Annotated in this window: 26 protein-coding genes and 1 pseudogene; 20 read left to right on the plus strand and 7 right to left on the minus strand. The window is 61.3% G+C overall.

The window, feature by feature from the left end; genetic code table 11:
* Positions 1-618: pseudogene (locus EN932_RS03300) on the minus strand (hypothetical protein); the annotation flags it as partial.
* Between EN932_RS03300 and EN932_RS38700 the strand changes: the two are divergent.
* From EN932_RS38700 to EN932_RS03350, 11 genes are all read left to right on the plus strand, one after another.
* The gene (locus EN932_RS38700; RefSeq protein ID WP_245460882.1) at positions 535-1,185 is read left to right on the plus strand and encodes a hypothetical protein; all 651 of its coding nucleotides are present in this window, start codon (positions 535-537) and stop codon (positions 1,183-1,185) included. The pseudogene EN932_RS03300 and the gene EN932_RS38700 overlap by 84 nt on opposite strands.
* Positions 1,068-2,171, plus strand: coding sequence for a myo-inositol-1-phosphate synthase (locus tag EN932_RS03305; protein WP_013533202.1), 1,104 nt, complete (start codon positions 1,068-1,070; stop codon positions 2,169-2,171). The genes EN932_RS38700 and EN932_RS03305 overlap by 118 nt, the downstream gene beginning before the upstream one ends.
* A complete protein-coding gene (locus tag EN932_RS03310) occupies positions 2,168-2,764 on the plus strand; it encodes a histidine phosphatase family protein (protein ID WP_013533203.1) in 597 nt (198 codons plus the stop codon). The genes EN932_RS03305 and EN932_RS03310 overlap by 4 nt, the downstream gene beginning before the upstream one ends.
* A 14-nt stretch (positions 2,765-2,778) precedes the next feature.
* Positions 2,779-3,879, plus strand: a complete 1,101-nt coding sequence (locus tag EN932_RS03315; RefSeq protein ID WP_127368127.1) for a glycosyltransferase — start codon at positions 2,779-2,781, stop codon at positions 3,877-3,879.
* Complete coding sequence (locus EN932_RS03320; protein ID WP_024502357.1) at positions 3,879-4,682, plus strand: sugar phosphate nucleotidyltransferase; 804 nt, start codon at positions 3,879-3,881, stop codon at positions 4,680-4,682. The genes EN932_RS03315 and EN932_RS03320 overlap by 1 nt, the downstream gene beginning before the upstream one ends.
* Positions 4,683-4,684: 2 nt before the next feature.
* Complete coding sequence (locus EN932_RS03325; RefSeq protein ID WP_127368128.1) at positions 4,685-5,446, plus strand: TIGR04290 family methyltransferase; 762 nt, start codon at positions 4,685-4,687, stop codon at positions 5,444-5,446.
* Positions 5,439-6,371, plus strand: coding sequence for a beta-xylosidase (locus EN932_RS03330; protein WP_128368716.1), 933 nt, complete (start codon positions 5,439-5,441; stop codon positions 6,369-6,371). Before EN932_RS03325 ends, EN932_RS03330 begins: the two co-directional genes overlap by 8 nt.
* 25 nt (positions 6,372-6,396) lie before the next feature.
* Positions 6,397-7,527: a glycosyltransferase family 4 protein gene (locus EN932_RS03335; RefSeq protein WP_281061519.1), complete on the plus strand. Its 1,131-nt coding sequence runs from the start codon at positions 6,397-6,399 to the stop codon at positions 7,525-7,527.
* Complete coding sequence (locus EN932_RS03340) at positions 7,524-8,510, plus strand: GNAT family N-acetyltransferase (protein WP_127368131.1); 987 nt, start codon at positions 7,524-7,526, stop codon at positions 8,508-8,510. Before EN932_RS03335 ends, EN932_RS03340 begins: the two co-directional genes overlap by 4 nt.
* A 3-nt stretch (positions 8,511-8,513) precedes the next feature.
* Positions 8,514-9,428: a class I SAM-dependent methyltransferase gene (locus tag EN932_RS03345; protein ID WP_064993463.1), complete on the plus strand. Its 915-nt coding sequence runs from the start codon at positions 8,514-8,516 to the stop codon at positions 9,426-9,428.
* Between the two features lie 305 nt (positions 9,429-9,733).
* A complete protein-coding gene (locus EN932_RS03350) occupies positions 9,734-9,910 on the plus strand; it encodes a hypothetical protein (protein WP_013533211.1) in 177 nt (58 codons plus the stop codon).
* On the opposite strand, the gene EN932_RS03355 is transcribed toward EN932_RS03350, so the two are convergent.
* Positions 9,911-10,474, minus strand: coding sequence for a sigma-70 family RNA polymerase sigma factor (locus EN932_RS03355; RefSeq protein WP_013533212.1), 564 nt, complete (start codon positions 10,472-10,474; stop codon positions 9,911-9,913). It lies immediately after the preceding gene.
* Positions 10,475-10,764: 290 nt separating this feature from the next.
* On the opposite strand from EN932_RS03355, the gene EN932_RS03360 reads away from it, so the two are divergent.
* Positions 10,765-12,876, plus strand: coding sequence for a catalase (locus EN932_RS03360; RefSeq protein WP_127368132.1), 2,112 nt, complete (start codon positions 10,765-10,767; stop codon positions 12,874-12,876).
* Between the two features lie 75 nt (positions 12,877-12,951).
* On the opposite strand, the gene EN932_RS03365 is transcribed toward EN932_RS03360, so the two are convergent.
* From EN932_RS03365 to EN932_RS03375, 3 genes are all read right to left on the minus strand, one after another.
* Positions 12,952-13,446 (minus strand): hypothetical protein, encoded by a 495-nt coding sequence (locus EN932_RS03365; RefSeq protein WP_013533214.1) that lies wholly within the window; start codon positions 13,444-13,446, stop codon positions 12,952-12,954.
* A gap of 87 nt (positions 13,447-13,533) precedes the next feature.
* Complete coding sequence (locus tag EN932_RS03370; RefSeq protein ID WP_024502351.1) at positions 13,534-14,829, minus strand: Nramp family divalent metal transporter; 1,296 nt, start codon at positions 14,827-14,829, stop codon at positions 13,534-13,536.
* A gap of 253 nt (positions 14,830-15,082) precedes the next feature.
* On the minus strand, positions 15,083-15,673 hold the full coding sequence (locus tag EN932_RS03375; protein WP_127368134.1) for a LysE family translocator: 591 nt from the start codon (positions 15,671-15,673) through the stop codon (positions 15,083-15,085).
* Positions 15,674-15,886: 213 nt separating this feature from the next.
* On the opposite strand from EN932_RS03375, the gene EN932_RS03380 reads away from it, so the two are divergent.
* The 8 genes from EN932_RS03380 to EN932_RS03415 all read left to right on the plus strand — a co-directional run bounded on the left by EN932_RS03380 (position 15,887) and on the right by EN932_RS03415 (position 25,314).
* Entirely contained in the window at positions 15,887-16,897 is a 1,011-nt protein-coding gene (locus EN932_RS03380) for an ATP-dependent DNA ligase (RefSeq protein WP_027164032.1), read from the plus strand.
* A 106-nt stretch (positions 16,898-17,003) separates the two neighbouring features.
* Positions 17,004-18,758 (plus strand): thiamine pyrophosphate-dependent enzyme, encoded by a 1,755-nt coding sequence (locus tag EN932_RS03385; protein ID WP_127384535.1) that lies wholly within the window; start codon positions 17,004-17,006, stop codon positions 18,756-18,758.
* A 94-nt stretch (positions 18,759-18,852) separates the two neighbouring features.
* Positions 18,853-19,734, plus strand: a complete 882-nt coding sequence (locus EN932_RS03390; protein ID WP_127369992.1) for a cytochrome c oxidase assembly protein — start codon at positions 18,853-18,855, stop codon at positions 19,732-19,734.
* Positions 19,735-19,991: 257 nt separating this feature from the next.
* Entirely contained in the window at positions 19,992-20,963 is a 972-nt protein-coding gene (gene coxB / locus EN932_RS03395) for a cytochrome c oxidase subunit II (RefSeq protein WP_348630129.1), read from the plus strand.
* The gene (gene ctaD, locus EN932_RS03400; protein ID WP_127384536.1) at positions 20,960-22,900 is read left to right on the plus strand and encodes a cytochrome c oxidase subunit I; all 1,941 of its coding nucleotides are present in this window, start codon (positions 20,960-20,962) and stop codon (positions 22,898-22,900) included. Before coxB ends, ctaD begins: the two co-directional genes overlap by 4 nt.
* Positions 22,897-23,499 carry a cytochrome c oxidase subunit 3 gene (locus EN932_RS03405; protein WP_013533222.1) on the plus strand — a complete coding sequence of 201 codons (603 nt, stop codon included), beginning with the start codon at positions 22,897-22,899 and terminating at the stop codon, positions 23,497-23,499. Before ctaD ends, EN932_RS03405 begins: the two co-directional genes overlap by 4 nt.
* 1 nt (position 23,500) lies before the next feature.
* Positions 23,501-23,842 (plus strand): hypothetical protein, encoded by a 342-nt coding sequence (locus EN932_RS03410; protein ID WP_127369860.1) that lies wholly within the window; start codon positions 23,501-23,503, stop codon positions 23,840-23,842.
* 233 nt (positions 23,843-24,075) lie between these two features.
* Positions 24,076-25,314, plus strand: a complete 1,239-nt coding sequence (locus EN932_RS03415) for a cytochrome c (RefSeq protein WP_164753426.1) — start codon at positions 24,076-24,078, stop codon at positions 25,312-25,314.
* Here the strand turns inward: EN932_RS03415 and EN932_RS03420 are convergent.
* Together EN932_RS03420 and EN932_RS03425 are read right to left on the minus strand one after the other, a co-directional pair.
* Entirely contained in the window at positions 25,286-25,711 is a 426-nt protein-coding gene (locus EN932_RS03420; protein WP_013533225.1) for a c-type cytochrome, read from the minus strand. The genes EN932_RS03415 and EN932_RS03420 overlap by 29 nt on opposite strands.
* Positions 25,712-25,781: 70 nt before the next feature.
* The gene (locus EN932_RS03425; RefSeq protein WP_013533226.1) at positions 25,782-26,105 is read right to left on the minus strand and encodes a hypothetical protein; all 324 of its coding nucleotides are present in this window, start codon (positions 26,103-26,105) and stop codon (positions 25,782-25,784) included.
* Between the last annotated feature and the right edge of the window lie 459 nt (positions 26,106-26,564).

Consider the following 26,564-nt stretch of genomic DNA (forward strand, 5'->3'; position numbering starts at 1 on the left):
CCACTCGCCACCAGATAGTTCGTTCAGGTTTAATTCCGGCCCGCCGACCGCCTCGGCCACCCAATCGCGCAGCGTGGGAATTTTCGAGTTTTCGGAGAAGGTGCATTCAAACGCCGTCGCCACATGTTTCGGACAGCGCGACCACGTTTCCCGAGCCTCCGGCGACGCTTCGCTGCCCGGGCCGCCTGAATGGCTGGGAAACAGGTGAATGCGGTCCGTATCGACATCCAGTTCACGCAGCCAAACGACAACGGCATGCATCGAACTGCCGGACAGGCCGGGACCCTCGTCGACAACGGCGAAACGCGCCGATGGATTGTTCTTCCAAGCGGTGATCGACCGCGGATCGGCGTTGATGTGCCTGTGGAAAGGATGGCCGATCGGACGAACGCTGAATGGCGCAGGCGCGCCAATCGAGGCCGCCACCATAGCTGCGAGCCCAAGGCCAATGCTGCGGACACCGATAACGCATGTGTTCGCATCGAGCCCCGACTTCTGCGCCGCGTCCAAATAGCTTTCGGGATAAAGCGCATAATGCGCATAACCCTCAGCGGAGCCGGTCAGAACCTCGGCCTGACAGTCGAGCCCGGCCAGCAGCTTGAGAAGTCCCGGATCGATGCCACCGCCAACGTTGAAACCGCTTCGCCACGACTTCGCTACCTCGGCGGCAAGCCCGACCAGCAGCCTGGCGCCTTGCTGTTGCCGTGGCGAAAAAATGTCGATGCCGCAGGTTTCGAAATCGACGTCGGCAAGCGCCTGAACCAGCTCCGACACGCTGATGAACAGTCCGACCAATGCAGCATGGCGTCGGATGCCATGAGACATCCGATCAAGTCTTACGGCCATTTCGCCTGCTGCTTCGCGAAGCTGTTGTGCGTCCTGCGTCCGCTTGTGGTCGCCGTAGACGATCATCGATCGGTTTCCAATGCTTGCCGTGCGGGAACGCATCGTATGCGGCTTCGATCCATGCTGTCTCGCGCAATTTTTCGATGGGCGGAGGAACATTCCGGCAAGCTGATGGTTCGGCGCCAGGAACTTACCTTTGAACAACATAGGGTGGCGGTTTCGTGGGATCGAAAAAGGTTCGTGTTGGTATCGTTGGGGTCGGCAATTGCGCATCCTCCCTGGTGCAGGGCCTCTCGTTCTATCGTCACGCTAAAAGCAACGAACCAATCCCTGGGCTGATGCATGCCGACCTCGGCGGTTACCATGTCGACGACATCGAGATTGTCTGCGCATTCGATGTCGCCAAGAGCAAGGTTGGCCTCGACGTCGCGGAAGCGATCTACGCCGCCCCCAACAACACGTTCCGCTTTGCCGACGCCATGACAACCGGCGTTCGCGTCGAGCGCGGACCGACGCTGGACGGGATCGGCAAATATTTGCGCGACGAGATTGAAGAAGCTCCCGAGCCGGTTGCCAATGTCACCGAGATCCTGCGTGACAGCAGCGCTGACGTGCTGGTTTCCTACCTGCCGGTGGGTTCCGAGGAGGCGACCTGCTTCTATGCCGAATGCGCACTCGAGGCCGGCTGCGCCTTCGTCAATTGCATACCGGTCTTTATCGCCTCACGTCCGGAATGGCGACGGCGCTTTGAGCAGCGCGGGCTGCCGCTGGTCGGCGACGACATCAAGAGCCAGGTCGGCGCGACCATCGTGCATCGGTTGCTAGCCAATCTCTTCCGTGAACGCGGCGTACGCATCGACCGCACCTATCAACTGAATTTCGGCGGCAACACCGATTTTCTCAACATGCTGGAACGCGAGCGGCTGGAATCGAAGAAAATCTCCAAGACACAGTCCGTGGCCAGCCAGTTCGATGTTCCCCTGGAGCCGGGCAACATCCATGTCGGCCCGAGCGACCATGTGCCTTGGCTCACCGATCGCAAGTGGGCCTATATAAGGGTCGAAGGCACGACCTTCGGCGGCGTGCCGCTCAATGCCGAGCTCAAGCTGGAGGTCTGGGATTCGCCCAACTCGGCCGGCGTGGTGATCGATGCGGTACGCTGCGCCAAGCTGGCGCTCGATCGCGGCATAGCTGGCGCGCTGACCGGTCCCTGCAGCTATTTTATGAAGTCGCCTCCGGAACAGTTCACCGACGCCGAAGCGCGGCAGCGCACGCTCGCTTTTATCGCAGGCAAGGACGAGCCTTTGCTCGATGCCGCAGAATGACGACGACCTTCTTTCTGATCCGCCATGCGGCACACGAAAATGTCGGCTCCTATCTGGCAGGCCGTATGGACGGCGTTTGCCTCGGCGATGCCGGTAAGGCGCAGGCAACGCAGCTTGGCTGCCGCATGGCCCGGGAGCCCATCGTCGCGATCTTGTGCAGCCCGCGCGAGCGTACCCGAGAGACGGCGCTGCCAGTTGCGCTCGCCTGCGGTGTCGGAGAAATCGCGATCTGCGCCGAACTTGACGAGATCGACTTCGGCGACTGGTCGGGAAAGACTTTCGATGAACTGAATGGCGACGCCAGCTGGCGAGCCTGGAATGATCAGCGGCAAGTGGCAAGGACACCGAGTGGCGAGACCATGCACGATGTCCAGCAGCGCGTCGTCGCGGTGATGAATGCTGTCCACGAGCAGCATCCGAATCAGTGTGTCGCCCTGGTCAGCCACGCCGATGTGATCAAGGCCGCCGTCTGCAAGGTCCTTGGCTTGCCGGCCGGCGACTGCTTTCGCTTCGACATCGATCCCGCTTCGATCACGACGATCGTGTCGGGGGACTGGGGGGCGAAGCTGATCCGATTGAACGAAGTTGCCTGACGAGGATTTGCCGGATGCAGATGGTCATTTTCGGTCTTACCGTCACGTCTTCATGGGGCAACGGCCATGCCACCTTATGGAGGGGACTGATCCGAGCCCTCGCCCGGCGCGGCTGGTCCGTTACCTTCTTCGAACGCGACACGCCCTACTATGCCGGAGCGCGCGATCTTGATCGCCTGGACGGCGGCAACGTCGTGCTCTACCCGGACTGGGAGGACATCCGCCGGGTCGCGGAGCAAACAGTCAAGCAATCGGATGTCGTTATCGTCACCTCTTATTGTCCCGACGCCGTGGACGCCTCGCGGCTGGCGCAGCAGGCAGGCCGCGGACTGCGTGTGTTCTACGATCTGGACACTCCGGTCACGCTTGCCCGCATCGAACAAGGTGAGCGTCCACCCTATTTCGGCCCTGAGGGTCTTGCCGATTTCGACCTCGTCCTGAGTTACACCGGCGGCTCGGCGGTCGACGCGCTGAAGACGGTTCTGGGTGCGCGCCATGTGCTGCCGCTCTATGGGCACGTCGATCCCGACCAACACCGGCCGGCAGAGAAGCGGGCCGAATTCGCCGGTGATCTGTCCTATCTCGGGACCTACGCGGCGGATCGCCAGGCCGGCGTCGAAAAGCTTCTGGTCCGCACCGCCGCGCGTCTACCGGATCAACGCTTCATCATCGGCGGCGCACAGTATCCGCAGGAATTCCCGTGGGGCGACAACATCTTCTTCGTCAGGCATCTGCCACCGGCCGATCATCCGGCGTTTTTCTCATCCTCCCGACTGACGCTGAATGTCACCCGCGAGGCGATGGTGCAAAAAGGCTGGTGTCCTTCGGGCCGGTTGTTCGAAGCGGCGGCATGCGGGGTGCCGATCATAACCGACACCTGGCCTGGCCTGAGCAGCTTCTTCGAACCCGGCAGCGAGATCCTGCTGGCCCACGACACCGATGACGTGGTCGCGGCGCTCGCCTTGCCGGCAGATGAACTCGATGCCATCAAAACCCGTGCGCGCGAACGGGTTCTGGACGAACACACTTCTGCCCGGCGCGCGGCGGAGCTGGACCACATTCTAAACGACGCCTTTCAAAGATCTCCCCGCGAACCGATGATGGAAGCAGTCTGATGTTGGGCATTGTGCCCGCTGCCGGGCGCGGCAGCCGCATTCAACCGCTCGGCTTCTCGAAAGAGCTGCTGCCGGTAGGCAGTCGGATCGATGGACAGACGGAGCGTCCCTGCGCGGTGAGCGAGTACCTGGTGCGGCGGATGGTGCGCGCCGGCGTCGACAAGATCTGTTTCATCATCGGATCGGGCAAATCCGACATTCTCGAATATTACGCCGCCGGCTATGGTGACGCTGCCGCTCTGTTCGTGGTGCAGCCCAACCCTGTTGGACTTTGCGATGCGATTTTTCGGGCAGCGCCTCTCGTCGCGCCCGACGAGACGGTTTTGATTGGTTTGCCCGATACGATCTGGTTCCCCGAGGACGGCTTCTCCTGCCTGCCGGATAGTTCCCTATCGTTTCTGCTCTTCCCGGTGGACCGCCCGGAATTTTTCGATGCCGTGGTTCTCGACGAGGGAGATCGGGTGAAGGAAATTCAGGTCAAGCGGCAAGACGCTGCCACGAACTGGATCTGGGGGGCGTTCAAGATGCCGGGCCGGATCTTGCACCAACTCGCTGCACTCTGGCGTGAACGGGACCGGCGTGACGAATATATCGGCACCCTGATCAATGCCTATCTGGCTGCCGGCGGTGAAGCCTACGGTGTCAGGGCCGGAGTCTCCTACGTCGATGTCGGCACCTTCAACGGCTATCGCACGGCTCTTCGGCTGCTCGAAGAGGGCGTCGCATCCGAACAACGCCAAACCGCCATGCTTGTGGGTGGAGCACACCCGCATGTGCCTGTCGTTCCCGGCGAAGGAGCCTGACCATGCTGCATTCCCATGCCGAAATCCGCCGCCGTATCGATGCTCTCGGCCCATGGTTCCACAACATGGAACTGGCCGGTGTCGAAACCGCTCCCAACCATTTTCTCGGCAATTACCCGCTGATCAAATGGCGCAAATTCGCCGAGGCCATTCCCGCGGATCTGACAGGCAAGACGGTGTTGGATATCGGCTGCAATGCCGGCTTCTATTCCATCGAGATGAAACGGCGAGGTGCTGCCCGTGTCCTCGGCATTGATTTCGATGAGGCTTATCTGGCGCAGGCCCGCTTTGCCGCCGAGATCGCCAATTGCGAGATCGAATTCCAGAAACTGTCGGTCTACGACGTCGGCGCCCTGCGCGAAACATTCGATATCGTGCTGTTCATGGGGGTGCTTTATCACTTGCGCCACCCGTTGCTTGCGCTCGACCTTATCCGTGAGCATGTCGCCGGTGATCTGATGATCTTCCAGTCCATGCAGCGCGGCAGCACCGATCTTCCCGAGATGGAAGAGAACTATCATTTCTGGACGCATGACCTGTTCGACCGGCCGGAATTTCCCAAGCTCCATTTCATCGAGCACCGCTATGCCGACGACCCGACCAACTGGTGGATACCCAATCGAGCCTGCACCGAAGCGATGCTGCGCAGCGCCGGTTTCGAGATCGTTCTGCACCCTGAGCAGGAGGTCTATTTCTGCCGGGCCGCAGGCGACCCGGCCAGTGGCGGTCCCGTCTACCCCTCGAAAGGACAGCGCCATGGTTGAAGCCGCGATGATCTGGAACGAGCCCAACAACAAATCGCATTGGGATCCCGAGCTCGACCCCGACTGGAGCCGCTTCGCCAGGATGGCAATCCTGGCGGCGGACGCAATCGCATCTGAAAACCCGGCTTTGACCAAAGTGCTCGGTGGCATCTCGCCGATAGTCCCGGGATTCATCACCCGCATGAAGGAATTCGGCGTGCTGGATCATGTCGACGCCGTCGCCGTGCACGGCTTTCCGCTCGACTGGAACCTGTGGCAAATCCAGGAATGGCCGCAGAAGATCGGCGAGATCGCGACCGTCACCGACCTTCCCATCTGGGTCAGCGAAGTCGGCGTATCGACCTTCGGCGCCGAGGAAATCCAGGTCTGGGGGCTCAAGCGAACAGCTGAATTGCTGCTCGGCAATGCACCACGCGTCCAGTGGTACAGCCTCTACGATCTTCCGCGTGAATGGGAAGCAACGACGCGTCACCGCGAAGCCGAAGGCTCCTCTTATTACCGTCATTTCCATATGGGGCTGCTGCGCCAGGACGGCACGCCAAAGCCCGCGCTGGAGGAATTCCTGCGCTATACACCCGCAATGGGACTGGTGCAGTGGTTTCATTTCGAAGATCCGCGGCTGGACGACGCTGTCGCCTGGATGAAGCGGCTGGGTGTCACCAATATGCGTACCGGGCTTTCCTGGGCGGACAGTTTTCGGCCGAATGCGCTGGACTGGTTCGACCGGCAGATGGAAGCACTCGCCGATTTCGACGTGACGGTCACCTTCTGCTTCACACCTCAGCATCGCGGAATGATGCCCCACCACACCAGCCCGCCACTGGTGCCGGAGGAGTTCGCGGAATTCTGCTCAACCATGATCCGCCGCTATGCGCCTGGCATGACATCCGCCTCGCTCCCCACGCGGCGGGCCTCGGCCGCGTGAAATCGTCATGCTGCCCATGCATCAGATGCCGGACTGCGCAACACCACTGACAGGTGGGAATGCGGCGCAGGGCACCGGGACGCAACCGGCCGCGACACTCACCGTCCTCAATGTCGCCTACCCTCTCGCGCCCGTCGGACCCGACGCTGTCGGCGGTGCCGAACAGGTTCTGTCGATGCTCGATCGGGCGTTGGTTCACGCCGGCCATCGATCTATCGTCATTGCTTGCCGTGGCTCCAGCACGAGCGGCACGCTTGTGGAAATACCGGCCGAAAACGGCATGCTCGACGAGGCGGCGAAGCGCCGCGCGCAAGAGGCCCATCGCAAAGCGATCGCCGCTGCCCGCGCCCGATGGCCCATCGATGTGGTTCATCTGCACGGCATCGATTTCGACGCTTATCTGCCCGACGATGGTCCGACCTTGGTGACCCTCCACCTGCCGTTGGATTGGTATCCGGCCGCGGCATTGCGCCCGACGCGTGGCGACCTCTGGCTTCATGCGGTCTCGCCCAGCCAGCAGAAAACCGCGCCATCAGGCGCCAGGCTGACGGCACCGATTCCGAACGGCGTCGACATCCAAGCACTGAACCTGCCGCAGCCGAAGCGCGACTTTGCCCTGGTTCTGAGCCGGGTTTGCCCGGAGAAGGGCATTCACCTGGCGCTCGATGCAGCCAAACTAGCAGGCGTTCCGCTGGTCGTCGGCGGTAAGGTCTATCCCTACGAAACACATACGCGGTACTTTCGCGACGAGGTCCAATCTCGCCTCGATGGCCGCCGCCGCTTCCTTGGTCCGCTCGGCTTCACCGCCAAGCGACGCTTTCTCAACGCAGCGCGCTGTCTGGTCATTCCGAGCCTCGCAGCCGAGACCAGCTCGCTTGTGGCCATGGAGGCCCTCGCCTGCGGGACCCCGGTAGTCGCCTTTCCAAATGGTGCGCTTCCCGACGTCATAGAGCACGGCAGAACGGGCTTTCTCGTCGACACGGTCGACGAGATGGCCCAAGCCATTCTTGCGGCGCCCAGCTTGGATGCCGAGACATGCAGGGCCGAAGCGCGACGGCGATTTTCGCTGGAACGGATGATCTCGTCTTACATGGATGCCTATCAGGCGCTGGCACAGCTTGGCACTGGTCGCCGGCGCTTGGCTGCGACGCCGTGAGCAAAGCGGTGCTGCGCTGCGAAATCATCGGTGACCCCGCGCAGTTCGACGCCTTGACGCCGCACTGGTGGAAACTGTGGCAGCAGAGTCCCTCGGCGACGCCGTTTCAATCTCCCGCCTGGCTGGTGCCATGGTGGCACGCATTCGCACCCGGTGAACTGGCGACAGTCGCGGTCTGGCACGGCGGGGATCTGGTCGGGCTGGCGCCGTGTTACCTGGAGCATGGGACGGCTGGTTCGAAGCTGCTTCCGGTCGGCATTTCGCTCAGCGATTATCTGGACATCCTGGCTGTCCCTGGGATCGAAGCCGAGGTTGTCGGCGTTATCGCCGAGTCGATCTTCTCGATCGGGTGGGCGCAGTGGATCTTGTCGGACTTGCCGCAGGACAGCGTCGCCCTTGCGATGAAGCATCCCGAGATGGATCGGCCGACCGCCCATGCCGCCTGCCCCGTGCTCGCCATCGCCGGCGACGAAACGCTGGCAGGCTGCGTCCCCGCAAGACGCAGACGCCAGTTGCGTCGGGCGCGCCAGGCCGCATCAAGATGCGGCCGGATTGCGCTGTCATCGGCAAGCGGCAGTCCGCAAACCTTCCTCGATCAATTGATCCGCCTGCACAATGTGCGATGGGCCGAACACGGAGGGGGTGTGTTGGCCAACCCCGCCGTCGAGCAATTCCATCGGCTCTCGCTTCCCTTGCTCGATGCTCATGGTCTGGTGCGATGCTGGCTGCTCGCGATCGATGACAGGACCATCGGTGCCTATTACGGATTTTACCACCGCGGCCGTGCCTACGCTTATCTGGGTGGGTTCGACCCTGCTTATGCCGAGGAGAGCCCGGGCGCGATCCTGATTGGCCACGCAATCGTGGAGTCGATCCGCGAAGATGCGCGCGAGTTCGATTTCCTGCGCGGCCAGGAGGCCTACAAATATGGCTGGGGCGCCGCCGACAGGTGGACGATGCGCAGGGTCTGGACGCGGAGTTGACCCATGAGTGTAACCGCACCGAAAGGCGCCCAGCGCCGGACATCGGTCAGGCTGGCGGTTGAAGACTGCATGGCCGACGGCATTTGCGCCGAAGGTGTTCTCGTCAGGCTGGCGCTCCACCTGCCGCCCACAATTGGGGCAGCGGAATTGGCGGAGGTCGTGCTGAAAGTCCGTCCGGCGGATACCGGCGACGCGGCAAGATTGCGGAAGGTCGCCGGACTGCTGCGCTGCAAACCAGACGTCTTTGCCATGTTGCGAGCGACGGGCGGCGCCGTTCGCCATGAGCGCAATGAGGACGAGACGAATGCCGCTGTCGTCATGCGGCTGGCGTCCAGCTTCGATGCCGCGGCAGCGATTTCGGGAGCCGCGAGTGTCCAACTGGCATCCCTCGGCGATGAGGAAAGGCTCACAGCCACGACCAACGAAATCGTCGCATGGCTGGAAGCCCGAGAATTCACCGGAAGGGAACGGAGCATTCTCGACATCGGTTGCGGCATCGGCCGTTTCGAGCGTGCGCTGTGCAAATCCTTCAAGCGGATGGTCGGTATCGATATATCGTCGCGAATGATCTCCATCGCCTCAGAGCAATGCGCCGCACTCGGCAATGTCGAGTTACGACAAACCTCCGGTCTCGATCTGGCCGATTTCGACGATGCCAGTTTCGATTGCGTGCTGGCGGTCGACAGCTTTCCCTATCTGGTTCTGGCCGGCATGGCAGAGCGGCATTTCGAAGAAATTGCGCGCGTTCTGAAACGGCCGGGCTGGCTCGCCTTGCTGAACTATTCCTATCGCGGATCGCTTTTCTCAGACCGCGACGATATCGGCCGTCTGGCGCAAGCTCATCAATTGCGGGTCCTCATCGACGGTGAGAAGCCGTTTCGATCATGGGATGGCAACGCTTTTTTGCTCGCTCGGTGAGACGGAACATTACAGCACGATGCCAGTTCGGACGTCGAGCAAAGGGCACCAACGAGTGTCCTCGATTCGAAGGAGGAGCGCGGGCTGGACGGCAATCGGATCAAGTCCGAAGGATTACGCCGCTAATCGATTGCCGAAGGACTGAACGCCACCGCGCGGGCCTGTGGTCCGCGGGGCGACCAAGGAGCAAGGAAATAAACCTGTGCAAGGGTCCGCCGGTCAGCTTCTCGGCGGTGGACACAGGCTTGTAATGCCGGGCGCTTATCACCACACTACGATCAAGGGACCGCTATCAAGAGAATGTGATGTCTCGTTCGAGCGACGATACCGCGGATCCGCATGTCGAGATGGCGGTGGATCGGGAGATTGCCTCCCTGCTGGCAGCCATAGAGCAGGAAAAGATTCCGGACCGCCTCACCAAGCTGGCGATCGAATTGCAGAACGCGCTCGTCGAGAAGCGTCGGCGCGACGCGAACAATTGACTATCTGCGGCTGTCGACCTCGACGTCGAGCTGACCGTCCGACAGCTGGTTTCTCCTCTCCATCAATGTCTCCAGCGAACTCTCCCCTAGGAGTTCAAGGATGTTGGCGCGCGCACGGTTCAGGCGGCTTTTGACCGTCCCGACCGCGCAACCGCATATGTCGGCGGTTTCCTCGTAGCTCACTCCCAAAACGCCGATCAGCATCAGCACCTCGCGTTGGTGTTCAGGCAGTCTTTGAATGGCGCCGTGAACTTCCCTGCTCTGAACGGTCCATTCCTGGGTGGCTTCCGAAATTGGTCTCGAAGAGGCGCAGTCGAGCAGGCCTGGCGCCTCCCGGGCAGCGATCTTGACCCGGGTATAATAGGTGTTGCGCATGATGGTGAAGAGCCACGACTTCATTCGCGTACCGGGTTCGAACTTGTCGATGTTGGCGAGACCCTTGGTCAGTGTCTCCTGCACGAGATCGTCAGCATCGTCGGGGACGCGGCAGAAGGTGCGGGCGAATGCCCGCAGGGCGGGTATCAGGTCAACGATGGAAACTTCATTGGTTTCCTGGTCGGCCAAAAGGCAGCCTCCGGATGACAATGGTCCAGCTCCCAGCAGAAAGAGTGTGTGAACGCAGCCTCAGCTAAATGCATGGAAGTTTGGTTCGTTCCTCTTGCTGGAGACAACTCTTCATAATTCTTCGCGGGCGGAGATATCTGTCATGCGATCGACGCATACCATCGCCGCAGCAGTGACGCCTCCTTCGACAGTGGTATCTACAGCGTCCGCTTTTTTACGGGAACAAAGCCGTTCACCGGCAGTTTGATGGCTTGCCACTTCAACCTTCCAGTATCGATCGAGGACCTGTCATGGCCAAATCCGCTCGCCCCTCCGCTCGCCAATCGGCAAGTGGACTGGATCAGAATAGCGCGCGCGGAAATGGCGGCGAGTTGCACCAGATCGCGGAAGACGACACGCCTGTCCTTACCACGGCGCTCGGAACGCCTGTCTCCGACGACCAAAACACATTGCGGATCGGTGAACGCGGACCATCGCTGATCGAAGACTTTCACTTTCGCGAGAAGATTTTCCACTTCGACCACGAACGCATCCCGGAACGGGTCGTCCATGCCCGCGGCTATGGCGCGCATGGTCATTTCGAGACCTACGACTCACTGGCCAAATACACACGTGCCGACATTTTCCAGCGAGCTGGTGAAAAGACGCCGGCATTCGTTCGTTTCTCGACGGTTGCCGGCAACAAGGGCTCGTTCGATCTCGCCCGCGACGTGCGCGGCTTTGCGGTCAAGCTCTACACCAAGGAAGGCAATTGGGATTTGGTCGGCAACAACATTCCAGTCTTCTTCATCCAGGACGCCATCAAGTTTCCCGATCTGATCCACGCCGCCAAACAGGAGCCCGACCGTGCTTTTCCGCAGGCACAGACGGCGCACGACAATTTCTGGGACTTCATCAGCCTGATGCCGGAATCGATGCACATGGTCATGTGGATCATGTCGGATCGCGCCATCCCGCGTTCCTTCCGCTTCATGCAAGGCTTTGGTGTGCACACGTTCCGCCTCGTCAACGCCAAGGACGAATCCACCTTCGTCAAGTTCATCTGGAAACCCAAGCTCGGCATGCAATCGGTGGTCTGGAACGAGGCGGTCAAGATCAACGGCGCCGATCCCGACTTCCATCGCCGCGATCTGTGGGAGGCCATACAGGCCGGCAATTTCCCGGAATGGGAGTTGACGGTGCAACTGTTCGATCAGGCGTTTGCCGACAGTTTTGACTTCGATATCCTGGACGCAACGAAGATCATTCCCGAAGAGGTTCTCGAACCAATTCCGGTCGGTCGGCTGGTGCTCGACCGGATGCCGGATAATTTCTTCGCCGAGACCGAGCAGGTTGCATTCATGACGCAGAATGTGCCGCCCGGAATCGATTTCTCCAACGATCCGCTTCTGCAGGGCCGCAACTTCTCCTATCTCGATACCCAATTGAAGCGGCTGGGCAGCCCGAACTTTACCCATCTGCCGATCAATGCACCGAAGTGCCCGTTCGCCCATTTTCAACAGGACGGGCACATGGCCATGCGCAATCCGGCCGGTCGCGCCAACTATGAACCTAACTCATGGGGACTGGGACCGCGCGAGGATCCGCAGCGTGGCTTCCGTTCTTTCTCCGATGCCGAACAAGGGCAGAAAGTACGTCTGCGCGCGGAGAGCTTCGCCGATCACTACAGCCAGGCCCGGCAATTCTTCAACAGCCAGACACCACCGGAGCAGCGTCACATCGCGATGGCGCTGACGTTTGAACTGAGCAAGGTCCAGGCACCGGCGATCCGCGAACGCATGGTTTCGCATTTGTTGAACATCGATGAAACGCTGGCGACCACGGTCGCCGACAAGCTCGGCATCCGTGACATGCCCGAACCTGCCGAAGCCGCCGTTCCACCGCGCGATGACTTGCCGCCGTCGCCGGCGCTCAGCATCATCCAAAACGGGCCCGACAGTTTCGAAGGCCGCAAAGTCGGTGTCATGCTCAGCGATGGAGCCGATGTCGCGCTGTTCGAGGAACTTCGTTCCGCCATCGAAGCGGAAGGCGCGGTGATGGAGGTGGTTGCGCCCAAGGTGGGCGGCGTCGAAGCCGCCGACGGCACCCACATCGAGGCAAGGCACATGATCGACGGCGGTCCATCCGTTTTGTTCGACGCGGTGGTGCTGCTCCTCTCCGAGGCGGGCGCCGAGCTACTGGTCACGGAGGCCGCTGCGAAGGATTTCGTGTCTGATGCGTTTGCGCATTGCAAGTTCATCGGCTTCACCTCCGGGGCCGAGCCGCTCCTGATCAAAGCAGGCGTCGCTCCCGATGCCGATGAGGGGCTGAGGCGGCTGGATTCGGCAGCTTCGGTAGCTGCGTTTGTGCAGTCATGCCGCAAACTGCGGCTCTGGGCGCGGGAGGCGGCTGTCAAACTTTGATGCGATGGCGTCAGCTGTTTCCGTTGGCGCACCCGCACTCTTTGGTTTGCCGCCAACCCTAGCCGGCACCGCGGTCTACGAGCGATCTTCCTTGCTGGACGCTTGTCGCCGCTGCTTCTCCAGGACCTCGTCGGTCCCAACCAGCTTCTTTGCTCCGCCTGAAATGGTCGTGGACACCACCGAAGGCGGATCGCTCGCCGGAAAGGAATCCTCCAACCCCGCCTGCAGTTGGTCCTCGAGCGTGCGTGGTTCTTCGGACCGGCCGGGCGTTCTGCGCGTGTCGATCTTCTCCAGCGACTGTTTCTTTTTCGGCGAATCGTTAGCGTTCCGGACCAGGGCGTAAAGCTGCTCGATCGCGAGTTCCTTGATCGTTTCGAAATCGGCCCGATCGTCCTTGGCAGCCTCGATTTGATCAACCATGGCTTTCTCGAAGCGGTCGAGGCTGTCGCCTCCGCAGGCATGGGAAAGGCGCAACAGGGCTTCGTTCAGCATCAACGGAGCGAAATGTGCTGAAGCTTCAAGCCTGAGCTGCCTTAAACGGTCCGGAGTTGCGGCCTGCAACTTTGACATGGACAACCTCCTTTCTCCCACAAGCGTCTCAACGGGATTTGACCGCCGATGTTCCACCGTGCCTGAACATCTGTCATGCCATGCGAGCTACAAGAACCAGCTTGCCACCAATCCCGCCGACGCCGCAAAAATCGCCAAGGTCGTCACGCCGCCCAGGATGTTCGTGCTTGTGCTGTTGACCTTGTCGCCCATGATCTTGCGATTGTTGGTCATGATGAGGATGAGAAGCAGCAGCGGCGGCGTTGAAAATCCTTGCACGATGCCGGACCAGACGAGAGCTTTCATCGGGTTGAAGCCGAAGAAATTGAGACCCACCGCCACCAGCGTTATGACCCCGATCGCGATGTAGAATTTGGGAGCCTGCCGGGGTTTGGCATGCAGGCTATTCTTCCATCCCATCGCCTGGGCGAAATCGAAAGCAGCGCCAGCGGTCATGATCGGCACGGCCAGGAAGCCGACGCCAATTACACCGGCCGCAAAGAGAATGCCGGCAGCGTCGCCGGCAAGCGGCCGCAGCGCTTCGGCCGCCTGTGCCGCTGTCTCGATCTGCGTGTGTCCGGCCTTGTAGAGCGTCGACCCGGTCGAAAGGATGATAAAATACATGATCAGATTGGAGAACGTCATGCCGATCAGGATATCGCGGCGGGATCGGCGCAGTTCACCCTCGGTGGCGCCTTTGCGCTCTTCGAGGCTCGTTCGACCCTTGGCGATCTCCTCCTCCACCTCCTGATTGGACTGCCACGTGTAAAGGTATGCGGAGAGAGTGGTCCCGACGATGGCGACGAGGATGGACAGGTACTCTCGGCTGAACTCGATTTGTGGCAACAGCGTGCCACGCAGGACGGAAGCGGCATCCGGTTTGGCAAGTACCGCGGAGACCACATAGGCAAGCAGAGCCAGAGCCAGCCACCGGAACACATTTCGGATCAATTTGTACGATCCGAGCACCTGCAGGGCAAAAATGACGACCGCAACGGCAGTGACGACCAACGGAGCAGGCAGCGGAACGAACAGCACAATAGCCGCCGACATGGCGCCAAGGTCGGCGGCTGCCTCGATCGTGTTGCCGATCAGCACGCCCACCAGCACGGACCATAGCAGCCAACGCGGATAGAAGTCCGATATGACCTGGAAAAGCCCGCGACCCGAAACCTGGCCAAGTTTGGATGAAAGGTAGACGACGAGATACATCATCGGCAGCGTGACAGGTGCCGTCCACAGCAGGTCGGGGCCGAACCGCGCTCCGGCGCTGGCGTAGGTACCGATGGCCGAGCAGTCGTCATCGGCCGCGCCGGTGATCAGGCCAAGCCCAAGCGCCCGAACGACGTCGCCCCCTTTTCGCCTGCTTTCCCTTTGGCCAGCATTCTCAGGCGGCTTGTTCATTGAAGGCGCGTCTTTACCGAGGCCACGCAAGAAATCATGACGAACATTCCAATCGGATGGCGATGAAGCGTTGCAGCTGCATTGAGATCGAGGTTCGAACCTCCGGTCAGGTTTTTTGTTCCTGGACACGGTCCCGGCCCGCGACGGCGGCGGAGCCGAACGTCAAAGCGAATGCTCCGTCCCCCTGAAGAAGACAATGCTTGTGTCGAAGCCAATCCTTCAGGCGACGTGGCACAAAAGCTATTTCTTGAAGTCAGCGGCTCGTACTGCCGCCGATCACCATCCGCACGCCGAGGCCGATGATGAGACAGCCGGCGAGCCGCTGCTGCCAAAGCCTTGCGCGAGGGTGCCGCATGACCCATGCGCCGACCGCGCCCGATGCCAAGGCGTAGGCTCCCAGCACCAGCACACCGGTTATCTTCTGTGTTGCGCCGAGCAGCACCAGTTGCAACGTGACGGAGCCCCTATGCGGGTCGACAAATTGCGGCAGGAACGCAACCATGAACATCAAAGGCCAGGGATTGCTCAGATTGGCGATCATTCCTTCCCGGGCGGCGGCGAGCGGCCGCAGGGCCTTGATGTCACCTGTGGGAATGGTTGCCGAGGCTGAAAGCAGCAGCCGGAAACCCAGCCACATGATATAGGCCGCCCCGGCCCATCGAAGCAGATTGAACGCCACCGGCGAGGCGTGGACAAGCGAAGACAGGCCGAATGCAATCAGCGGAAGCTGCACCAGTCCGGCGCCCAGCGTCATGCCGAGTACCGTGAACAACGCCACGCCGCGCCCGTGTCCGATGCCGCGGGCCATCACCAGCATGCTGTCGGGGCCTGGCGGCACCTGCATCAGAATGACGGTTCCGACAAAAGCTGTCCACAATGAGAGGTCGATGGGGCATCTCCTTTCGCGCCGCCGATGACATCAAAGGGGCCAGCCGTCACCGGGTTCCGGCGGCAAATGAAAATGTCCATCGCGAAGAACCAGCCTGATGGAACGCGGTGCAGTCCTGGAAGTTGAAAAGCCAGAGCCGTTCCTGAACCGGTTTTGGAGGCCTGATCCGTGCATGAACCGATAAACGCCTTCCCGCTCCCGCTGGATACGTCTCCGATGGAGGCCAGGCTTGCCGATGCAATCCCAAGGGATGGGAACCGCTGGCAGTACGAGCCTAAATGGGACGGATTCCGCTGCCTTGCTTTCAAGAGCGACGACACCGTTGACCTGCGCGCCAAATCCGGCAAGCCGCTCGGCCGCTATTTTCCGGAAATCACGGAGATCCTGCGTGACCTCAAGCGCGGGCATTTCGTCATCGACGGCGAGATTGTCATCGAGGTGGACGGTGAGCTTTCCTTCGAGGCGCTGCAGATGCGTCTTCACCCGGCACAAAGCAGAATCCGCAAACTGAGTTCGCAGACGCCTGCCAGTCTGATCCTCTTCGACATGCTTGCCAGGCCGGGCGGCGAGGTCATCACGGGCAAACCACTTGTCGAAAGGCGGCGAGCGATCGAGGACTTCGTGACCTCCTCGAACAGTCCGGATCTTCGCCTGTCGAAGTGCACTTATGATGCAGCGACGGCGGCTCGATGGCTGAACGGGGCCGGCCATGCATCGACCGACGGCATCGTGGCCAAAGTGCTCGACGAGCATTATCTGTGCGGCGAACGTGCGATGGTGAAGGTAAAGCCGAGGCGCACCGCCGATTGCGTTGTCGGCGGTTTCCGCTATCTCGCGGGTAGCCGTGAGGTCGGCTCACTGCTCCTCGGCCTCTACAATGACGACGGCAAGCTCGATCACGTCGGCTTCACGTCGACCATCGCCAGGACCGACAGAGGAGCGCTCACGCGCCGGCTGGAAGGGCTGCGGTCAGAGCCCGGATTCACTGGCAAGGCGCCCGGCGGCCCGAGCCGCTGGAGCACGGAGCGCAGCGGACAATGGGAGCCTTTGGAACCTGAACTGGTGGTGGAGGTCCGCTTCGACCACGTCACCGGCAATCGGTTTCGCCATGGCACCAAACTGCTGCGCTGGCGCCCCGACAAGGCGCCACGGCAATGCACGTTCGAGCAGATCGAATAGACCGCCCCAGGGAGATCGCCCCAGAAACCTGTCACGATTTATTGCGACGAAGGAACCAACTCGGGATTCACCGGTTCGGACACCATCCACCCGGAGCTACCCTGACATGCCGAATGCAGCAGAAATTCTGATCGACACACTCGTCGCCTGGAACGTGGAGGTGGTGTTCGGCTTGCCGGGAGACGGCATAAACGGCGTCATGGAAGCGTTGCGGACGCGGCGCGACAAAATTGCCTTCGTTCAGGTCCGGCATGAAGAGTCGGCTGCCTTCATGGCATGTGCATATGCCAAGTGGACAGGAAAGCTGGGCGTGTGCCTCGCGACGTCCGGCCCCGGCGGAACACATCTTCTGACCGGCCTCTATGACGCCAAGCTCGACCAGGCTCCAGTGCTGGCGATTACGGGCATGCAGTTCCACGATCTGATCGAGACGTTCACGCAACAGGATGTCGATCTGACGCGCGTGTTCAACGATGTCTCCGTTTATAACGCCCATGTTGCCGACGCCGCGCATATGGAAAACGTCGCCAGCCTTGCCTGTCGAACCGCGCTGGCGCGCAAGGGCGTCGCCCATCTTTCGATTGCCAGCGACATCCAGGAGCAGGAGCGTGATCCGTCGAAGCGCTCCAAGCGCAATCGCCCGGCGCACACGCCGCAGGATATGTTCGCCGGTCACAGCGTACCGCTGGACGTTGAGCTCGACAAAGCCGCCGCCATTCTCAATGACGCTTCGCGGGTTGCGATCCTGGCCGGACGCGGCGCCATCGGCGCGGCAGCCGAACTCGAATATACGGCGCGCCTGCTGCAGGCGCCTGTCGCGAAGGCCTTGCTGGGCAAGGCGGTGCTGCCGGACGATCATCCCTACACCACCGGCGGGATCGGTATTCTTGGAACCCTGGCTTCGCAAGAAGCGATGGAGAGTTGTGACGCGGTGCTGATTATCGGTTCGACCTTTCCCTACATCGAATACTACCCGAAGCCCGGACAGGCCCGTGGCGTCCAGATCGACTGCGATGCGCAACGGATCGGCTTGCGCTTTCCAGTCGAGGCCGGCCTTGTCGGCGACGCGGCAGAGACATTGCGCGCGCTCAACCGGCGCCTGACGCAAAAGCCCTCGGATGAATTCCTGCGCCGTTCCCAGGAGACCATGAGAAAATGGCGCGAGATGATGCGGCAGTCGGAAGACATGCAGGCGCAACCATTGAAGCCACAAGCGATTGCCCGGGCTTTCGGACAAAGATTGGCCGACGACACAGTGCTGGCCACGGATTCCGGTCAGAATACGGAGCTGGCCGCCCGCCATGTCGATCTTCGCAGCGGCCAGGCATTCGGGGTGTCCGGATCGCTGGCGTCGATGGCGTGCGGTCTGGCCTACGCCATCGCTGCCGGCATAGCTTTTCCCGGTCGACCGATTGCCGCTATCGTCGGCGATGGCGGCTTTGCCATGCAGCTCGGCGAATTCTCGACGGCGGTGCGCTACAAGATCCCGCTCAAGGTTCTGGTGATCAAGAACAACATGCTCAATCAGATCGCCTGGGAGCAGATGATGTTTCTGGGCAACCCGCAATTCGGTTGCGAATTGCAGCCGATCGATTTTGCCAAGGCGGCAGAAGCAATGGGCGCAAAGGGTTTTCGCATCGAGCGGGCCGATCAGATCGAGACGGTTCTCGACCAGGCTTTCGCCACGCAAGGCCCTGTCGTGATCGAAGCGCTGGTAGATGCCTATGAGCCGCTGATGCCGCCCAAAATGCCGGCAGACTACGCCAAGAACTTCCGCCAGGCCCTGCCGCGGACGCCGGGACACGAACGCATAGAAGAAAATATCGCCCGTGAGCCGGCGAAATCGATGATGGATGCCTAGAGGCGGCGCAGGGAGGTGGAACAGCGCGCCTCAGTGGCTTCATTCTGAATCTTTCCAGATGAACCCGCGCTCTTCCGGATGACGGATGCGGATCATGAGCTTCGACGCGCTCTTTTCGACCTCGATTTGCTATGGCAACGGCGCTCCGCAGGCTGGTTGGACTCTGGCGCTACCCATCACATTGCCACTGGCGGCAATCCTTTTGCTGTATGTTGCCGGCGCTGGCCGGCTGTGGCGACGGAGCGGACGTGGACGTCGCTTGCGATCGCGGCAGGCCTTGCTGTTTGCTGCCGGCTGGTCCGTCCTGGCGTTCGCCCTTGTAAGCCCGATCCATGCATTGGGCGAACATGTGTTTGCGGCGCACATGATCGAGCACGAATTGCTGATGGCGGTCGCAGCGCCTCTGCTGGTTGCCTCCCGCCCGACGGCGGCGATGATGTGGGCCCTGCCGGTACAGCTGCGCCAGATATTCGGAGCGGCCGGACATGCAAATGCGCTTCGGGCGGTCTGGGCGTTCATCAGCCGTCCTGTGGTCGCGACCGTCCTGCACGGAGCCGCGATATGGATCTGGCATGTCCCGGCGCTGTTCGAGGCTGCCCTCCAGCAGGGCTTCCTGCATTATGCCCAGCACGCGAGTTTCCTCGGTAGCGGGCTTTTGTTCTGGTGGGTGCTGCTGCCTCGCCTTGGCCGCGAGCAGGCTTGCGGCAATGCCGTGATGCATCTTTTCTTCACCTCCCTCCACACCGGGCTGCTCGGGGTGTTGCTCGTCGTCTCGCCCAGGCTGTGGTATCCGGATAATGCGATCGGCTCGGATTTATGGGGGCTCAACCCGCTCGAGGACCAGCAACTTGCAGGCTTGATCATGTGGATTCCCGCCGGCCTGATCTATGGCGGGGCCGCACTGCTCCTGGTCGCTCTCTGGATTCAAACGAGCGGTCGGCGGCAACAGGCTTTCCAGCAGTTGCGCATCGTCTAACCCGCACCGCTTCGCGTCGGTTTTCAGCCGGGGGGTGTTGCCAAGCATCCTTTTTCAGTCAGCCGCGTTATGGCCTTGGCAACGATGGTGGATCCTTCATGGCGAGGTGCATGAGTCCGTTGGCCAGCTCTCGCAGGCTGACACGACCGCGAATGTCGCTTGCCCCCACATGTCCTAGGCAAATCTTGCCTGGCACCGTTCAGGGAACGGCCGCGCAACGGCGTTTGAGGGCGATCAGCGCAGCGCCGATATTGGCCTTGGCAGGATGCGGCGACAAGCAATCGGCCCTCCATGCACACGGTGCGAATGCCCGGAGAATCCTTGATCTGATCTGGTCTTTCAGCGCAATCGCAGTGGCCACGTGGCTGCTTGTCATGTTGATCCTGGCGGCAGCGCTTTTGCGTCGTCGCCTGTCCGAGACAACGCGCTCGCCGCTCGAGATCGATTCTCGTCAGGAGCGCCGATTTGCTCGCGTTGTCGGCAGCGCCATTGCGTTGACCGTTCTGGTGCTCGTCATGATGACGATAGCGAGTTTTTTCGCCGGCAAATCCATTGCTTCGCTGAGCGGAACGGAAACGCTTGCCGTGCGCATCACCGGGCACCAATGGTGGTGGGAGGTCCGGTATCCCGGAGATGATCGGTCCCAATCGATCGTCACGGCAAATGAAATCCATGTCCCGGTTGGCGAACCGGTCAAGGTCGAACTCGATTCGCTCGATGTCATTCATAGCTTCTGGGTGCCGAATCTTGCCGGCAAGCGCGATCTCATTCCGGGCCGGCCGAGTGAGCTCACACTCGTCGCCGATAAGCCCGGCATCTATCGTGGCCAGTGTGCCGAATTCTGCGGCTATCAGCACGCCCATATGGCCATCACCGTCATCGCGGAAAGCCGCGAAGCGTTCGAAGCATGGCAATCCAGGCAAAACGCCGTCGCATCCGCGCCTGGCGGCGACGAAGAGCGCCGCGGCCAACAGGCATTTCTGTCCACCGGCTGTGCGCTCTGCCACACGATAAGAGGCACGCCTGCCAGCGGAACGGTGGGACCTGACCTAACTCATCTCGCCAGCCGACGCGCACTGGCCGCGGATACGCTCGCCATGACCCCTGGCGCGCTCGCCGCTTGGATCGCCGATCCACAGTCGATAAAGCCCGGCGCCAAGATGCCGCGCATTGCCCTTAGCGCCGACGATCTCAACGCGGTCGTCACCTATCTCGGAAGCCTCGAATGAGTGGCCTTGCGGGAAAGCTGGCCGAGCACACTCAGGAGGCCCTGAAAGGCATCCGTGACACCGGTCTCGAAGAGGTGAGACTGCGCGCCTTTCTGGCGCATGCCTGGCGAACGCCGAAAGGCTTCTACGGCTGGCTGGTCACGGTCGATCACAAGCTGATCGGACGGCGCTATATCGTGACGGCTTTCCTGTTTCTCATCCTTGCGGGTCTGTCAGCGCTCGCCATGCGCTTCCAGCTTGCCCAGCCTGAGGCCGGCCATATCGGTCCCGATCTCTACAACCAGCTGTTCACCATGCACGGCACGACGATGATGTTTCTGTTTGCCGTGCCGGTGATGGAAGCTTTCGCCATTTACCTGGTGCCGCTGATGATCGGCACTCGCAATGTCGCCTTTCCGCGGCTCAATGCATTCAGCTACTGGGTCTATCTTTCCGGCGGGCTGATGATCTGGATCGCCTTCGCCTTCGAAACCGGTGCGGATGCCGGCTGGTTTTCCTATGTGCCGCTCGCCGGACCCGAATATGGCATCGGCAAGCGCCCCGATTTCTGGGCGCAGATGGTGACCTACACCGAAGTGTCCGCCCTCGCGGTAGCGGTCGAGATCATCGCGACAGTTTTCAAACAACGTGCCCCCGGCATGTCGCTCGACCGCATCCCGCTCTATGTCTGGTCCGTCCTCGTTACGGCTTTCGTCATCCTGTTCGCCATGCCGGCCGTGATGGTCTCGAGCACAATGCTGATCCTCGACCGCCTGGTCGGCACAAAATTTTTCGACCCCGCAGCAGGCGGCGATGCACTGCTGTGGCAGCATCTGTTCTGGTTCTTCGGCCATCCCGAGGTCTATATCATCTTCATTCCGGCGACCGGCTTCGTTTCCGCGATCCTGCCGACCTTCGTTCGCCGCCCGGTGTTCGGCTATCTCGGGATCGTGCTGTCGTTGATCGCGATCGGTTTTCTTTCCTTCGGCCTGTGGGTGCACCACATGTTCGCTACCGGCCTGCCGCAACTCGGCGAGAGCTTCTTCACCGCTTCCTCGATGATGATCGCCATTCCGAGCGGCGTTCAGATCTTCTGCTGGATTGCGACGATCTGGGGCGGCCGGCCGATCTTCGCCACGCCCATGCTTTTCGTTCTCGGCTTCATCTTCACCTTTGTGATCGGCGGCCTGACCGGCGTCATGGTCGCCTCGGTGCCGCTCGACCTGCAGGTGCACGACACCTATTTCGTGGTTGCCCATTTCCATTATGTGCTGGTCGGGGGCGCCGTCTTCCCCCTGCTCGGCGCCGTTTATTACTGGTTTCCCAAGATCACCGGACGCATGCTGTCCGAGAGGCTCGGCCGCTGGAATTTCTGGCTGGTCTTCCTCGGGTTCAATCTCACCTTCTTCCCCATGCATATTCTCGGTCTGCAAGGCATGCCGCGCCGCGTTTATACGTATCCGCCGGCGAGCGGCTGGGGAGAGATGAACCTCTTCATCAGCCTCTCTTCGCTGGTGGTGTTCGCGGGCTTCGCGCTTTTCTTCCTGAATCTCTTTCTCAGCCTCCGCAACGGCCGCATTGCAGGAGACAATCCCTGGGGCGCGAGCACGCTCGAATGGGCGACGACGTCGCCGCCGCCCTCCTACGATTTTTCGCGGCTGCCCGTGGTAACTCACCGCGAACCGCTTTGGGCCGAGCCCGATGTGCTCCCAGTGGTCGAAGGTCTGCGTGTCGACGCCCGCGAGGTGCTCGCCGGCACGGTCGCCGATGCGATGCCGCAAGTAAGGGTACCATCGGCTGACAACTCGATCTGGCCGTTGCTGTCGGCCATCGCAGTCGGCGGCGCATTTCTCGGTTCGATATACACGCCGTGGGCGGTGGTCTGGGGAGCGATCCCGGTTTCGATCGGCTTCATCTGCTGGTTCTGGCCGAAAGGCGAACCGGAGGACGAGGAATGAGGCACCGCCCCGTCGCCGACGTCAGTCACCTGCCCACATACGATTTCGGGTCAGCGAGCCCGATGTGGTGGGGAACCCTTGCCTTCATTGCCCTCGAGGCAACCGGTTTTGCCTTGGCGATAGGCACTTACTTCTATCTGGCCGTGCTGGCCCGGCATTGGCCCATTGGGGCCCCTGCGCCAGATCTGCTGCCGGGGACGGCAGTACTGGTTATTCTGGTTGCGAGCGTCGTGCCCAACCACATGATCGAAGTTTGGGCACGTCGCCAGGACCTGGCGAAAGTTCGCCTTGGCATGGTCGTCATGTCGATCGTCGGCATTCTTCCGCTGATCGTTCGCATCTGGGAATTTCCGGCTCTGCGGATTTCCTGGGATCAGAACGCTTACGGATCGATCGTCTGGTTCCTGCTCGGGCTGCATACGACGCATCTCCTTACCGATGTCGGCGACACGATCGTCCTGGCGGTTCTCATGTTCACGCAAAAAGGCAAGGCAGGCCGCCGCTTCAGCGACGTCTCGGACAACGCCTTCTACTGGGACTTCGTCGTCGTCTCATGGGTCGTGCTCTATCTTGTTATCTATTGGGCTCCGAGGATGTGAGATGCAGGCGATCCGTACCGGCGTTTCCTGGGCAGGCCTGGTCAGCGGACCAGTTGCGTGGGCAATAACGCTGCAGCTCGATTATTCGATTGCATCCTGGCAATGCCATGCCGGCTTTCGTCCCACTGCCTTGTTCTCGTTGACAGGCGCCGCGGTCGCCCTGGCAGGCGCGCTGCTGTCGTGGCACGCCGTTCATGACCGCGGACATGGTACGGTTCCGCCCCGGAAGGCGCGCACGCGCGCATTCCTTGCCAGGACTTCCGTGGGCATCGGGGCGCTGTTCACGCTCATCTTGCTGGCGCAGCTGATGGCAGGGCTGATCTTCAGCGGGTGCGAACTGTGACGAGGTCAAAGACCCGGAGATTGGCCGTCCGCCGGTGCGCGCCTTGGCCTGGCGCGGGCATTCCATTCCCGGCCGTCACCTCCCGGGCGGTCGCGCTGGTCTTGGCATCGTTGGCGCTTTGCACTGAGCTGCGGGCGAGCGAAATCCAGAAGGGTGAATACCTTACCCGAGCGGCCGACTGCATCGGCTGCCACACGTCCAATCCGAGCCGCCCGTTCGCTGGAGGCTATCGCGTGCCGACACCCTTCGGCGACGTATACTCGACCAACATCACACCTGATCCTGACACGGGCATTGGACGCTACTCCGCGGACGAGTTCGTGCGGGCCGTGCGGAAAGGTATCAGGCGCGACGGAGCCGATCTCTATCCCGCCATGCCCTATGACAGCTTCGCCGCGATGAGCCGCGAGGACGTGCTTGCGATCCGGACCTACCTCCTGGCGCAGCCGCCGATCTCGCAGCCGCAGCCGCGAAACATCCTGCCTTTTCCATTCAACCAGCGCTGGACAGTTGCGCTGTGGAAGCTCGCGAACCTGCATACCGGCAGTTTCACGCCCGATCGGAACCGGACCGCCGCATGGAACAGGGGAGCCTACCTGGTCGAGGTGCTCGGCCACTGCGGTGCCTGCCACACGCCAAGGAATGCGACGTTCGGCATGGATGAAGACCACAAGCTTGCCGGCGGCACCGCCGGCATCTGGCAGGCCTTCAACATTACCAGCGACAAGATCGCAGGCGTCGGCGACTGGAGCAACGAAGAGCTGTCTCGATTTCTCAAAACCGGCGCAGTGCCCGGGAAGGCTTATGCCGGCGGGCCGATGGCGGAAACGGTCATGAACAGCCTGCAACATCTTTCCGATGACGATATCCAGGCCATCGTCGCTTATCTCAGGGACGTGCCCGCCCAATCGGGAGACGAAAAGCAGCCGCGTTTCTCATGGGGTAACGCGGCCACGGTCGACGGCGATGCTGGAACCGAAGGGATGACGCAAGGCAGCGGGACCGCAGCCGGCGATGATCTCTATCGATCGCTCTGTTCGACGTGCCATGGGGCGAACGGAGGCGGATCGTCAGACGGATCCTATCCGTCCTTGACCCGCAACAGCACCCCCGGCGCGGCCACGCCCGAGGATGTCGCCATGACCATCCTTGAAGGCGTCAAAGCTGGCGACGTGGCGGGGCGTAAATCGATGGCGGCCTTCGGCGGCTGGCTGGACGATGGCCAGGTGGCAGCCCTTGCAAATTACGTCACCGCTCGGTTCGGAAATCCCGACGTCAGCGTTACCGCGGCCGATATACGCCAGATGCGGGCCGGCTCGACAACAGGCCAGACAATCATGGTTCTGGCGGCTCAATCACTTGTGGCGTGCGCCGCCGTGTTGATGCTTGGGCTGCTGCTTCTGCTGGCAAGGCGCCTGCGCCGTCGGACCAGTTCAGTGCGCCTCATGTCCGCGCATAGAGATAGGCGGTGATGTCGCGCGCCTCTTGAGGCGACAGATTTGTATTGGGCATGGCCGTGTTCGGGTCTACGTCCCGCGCTCTGCTGATCCAGCGCATCATCGCATCCGGGCTGGCTCGCGATGCCCCGATATATCCTCTTTCGACGACGCCCTGCAGGGAGGGACCGACGGTACCACGGGCGCCGGGCACCCCCGGGATTTCGTGACATCCGCCACAGCCGTTGCGGATCATGGCCGGGACGGCTCGTTGAGGGTCGCCGCCGATCGCCTGCACAAGCGTGGTTTCTCGCAGACTGTTGCTGCGAACCGATCCGCTGGCGAAGACGGCAAAACCGATGACGACAGCCGCCGATGCTCCTGCCAACCACCAGAATCGGGGCGGCGCTTGCTTGGCGGCCTGCCGGTTCATCTGCGCTTACCGCTCTCAGCGCTCAATGCGCTGCCGAAGCACTGGTCCGGCAACGGATTGAGGAGCCGGCTCATTTATTACAGTTCTGCACATTCGATGTTGTCGTGCCGGTCGCGGTGTTGTTGTCGATGTCATTGCCTGCCGAATCTTTGCAGCGGTCAGTCATGCCACCTGATTTCGTTGTGGAATTTGTCGAATTTGTAGTGCTCGGATCGGAAGGATTCACGGACGTTCCAGAGCCGGTGCCGCTGTTGCCGCCGGTATTTCCAGACGTAGCGCCGGTGCCGTCGTTCGAGCCCGAACCGCTGTTGGAGCCGGAACTGTTCGACTGTGCCACTGCCGATGTGGCCAATGTGAGCGCGAGCACAGCGGCGGACAGAAGTTTGACGATCATGGTGGATCTCCTGGTTGGGTGTACCGCCACCAAACCAATCGTTTCCTGATATGTTCCCGGCGAAATCGTGTTCAGCAAGATTCTTGTGAAACAGGTTTTTGTGCCGGCACTGCAGACCGGCTAGCCGCGCGACGGCGGTCGATATAGGTGCGCCGCCTTGGCGTCGTCCGGCCGCGGAAGCAGCGCTGGCCGCATGCCCTCGCCTGAAGCATAGTTGCTCACTGGTGGCCGCTGCCCGCGTCCCCGACCAATGCCCGATCATCCCCGGATCGGAGACAGCTCAATCATCGCCATGAAAGTCATAGCAACGGGCCGAACACGAATATAGCCAGTAGAGCAGGAAAAATCACGGCGATAACTGCGATCGCCCACGTGACAATTCTTCTTGTCCCCCGTTGCTCCTGCTTGCGAGAGATATTTTCAGCCACAGTACGAAATCCTTGCTGCAAAACTCAACCG

The organism is Mesorhizobium sp. M7A.F.Ca.US.002.01.1.1 (assembly GCF_004022955.1).
In the GTDB taxonomy this organism is placed as follows: Bacteria; Pseudomonadota; Alphaproteobacteria; order Rhizobiales; family Rhizobiaceae; genus Mesorhizobium; species Mesorhizobium ciceri.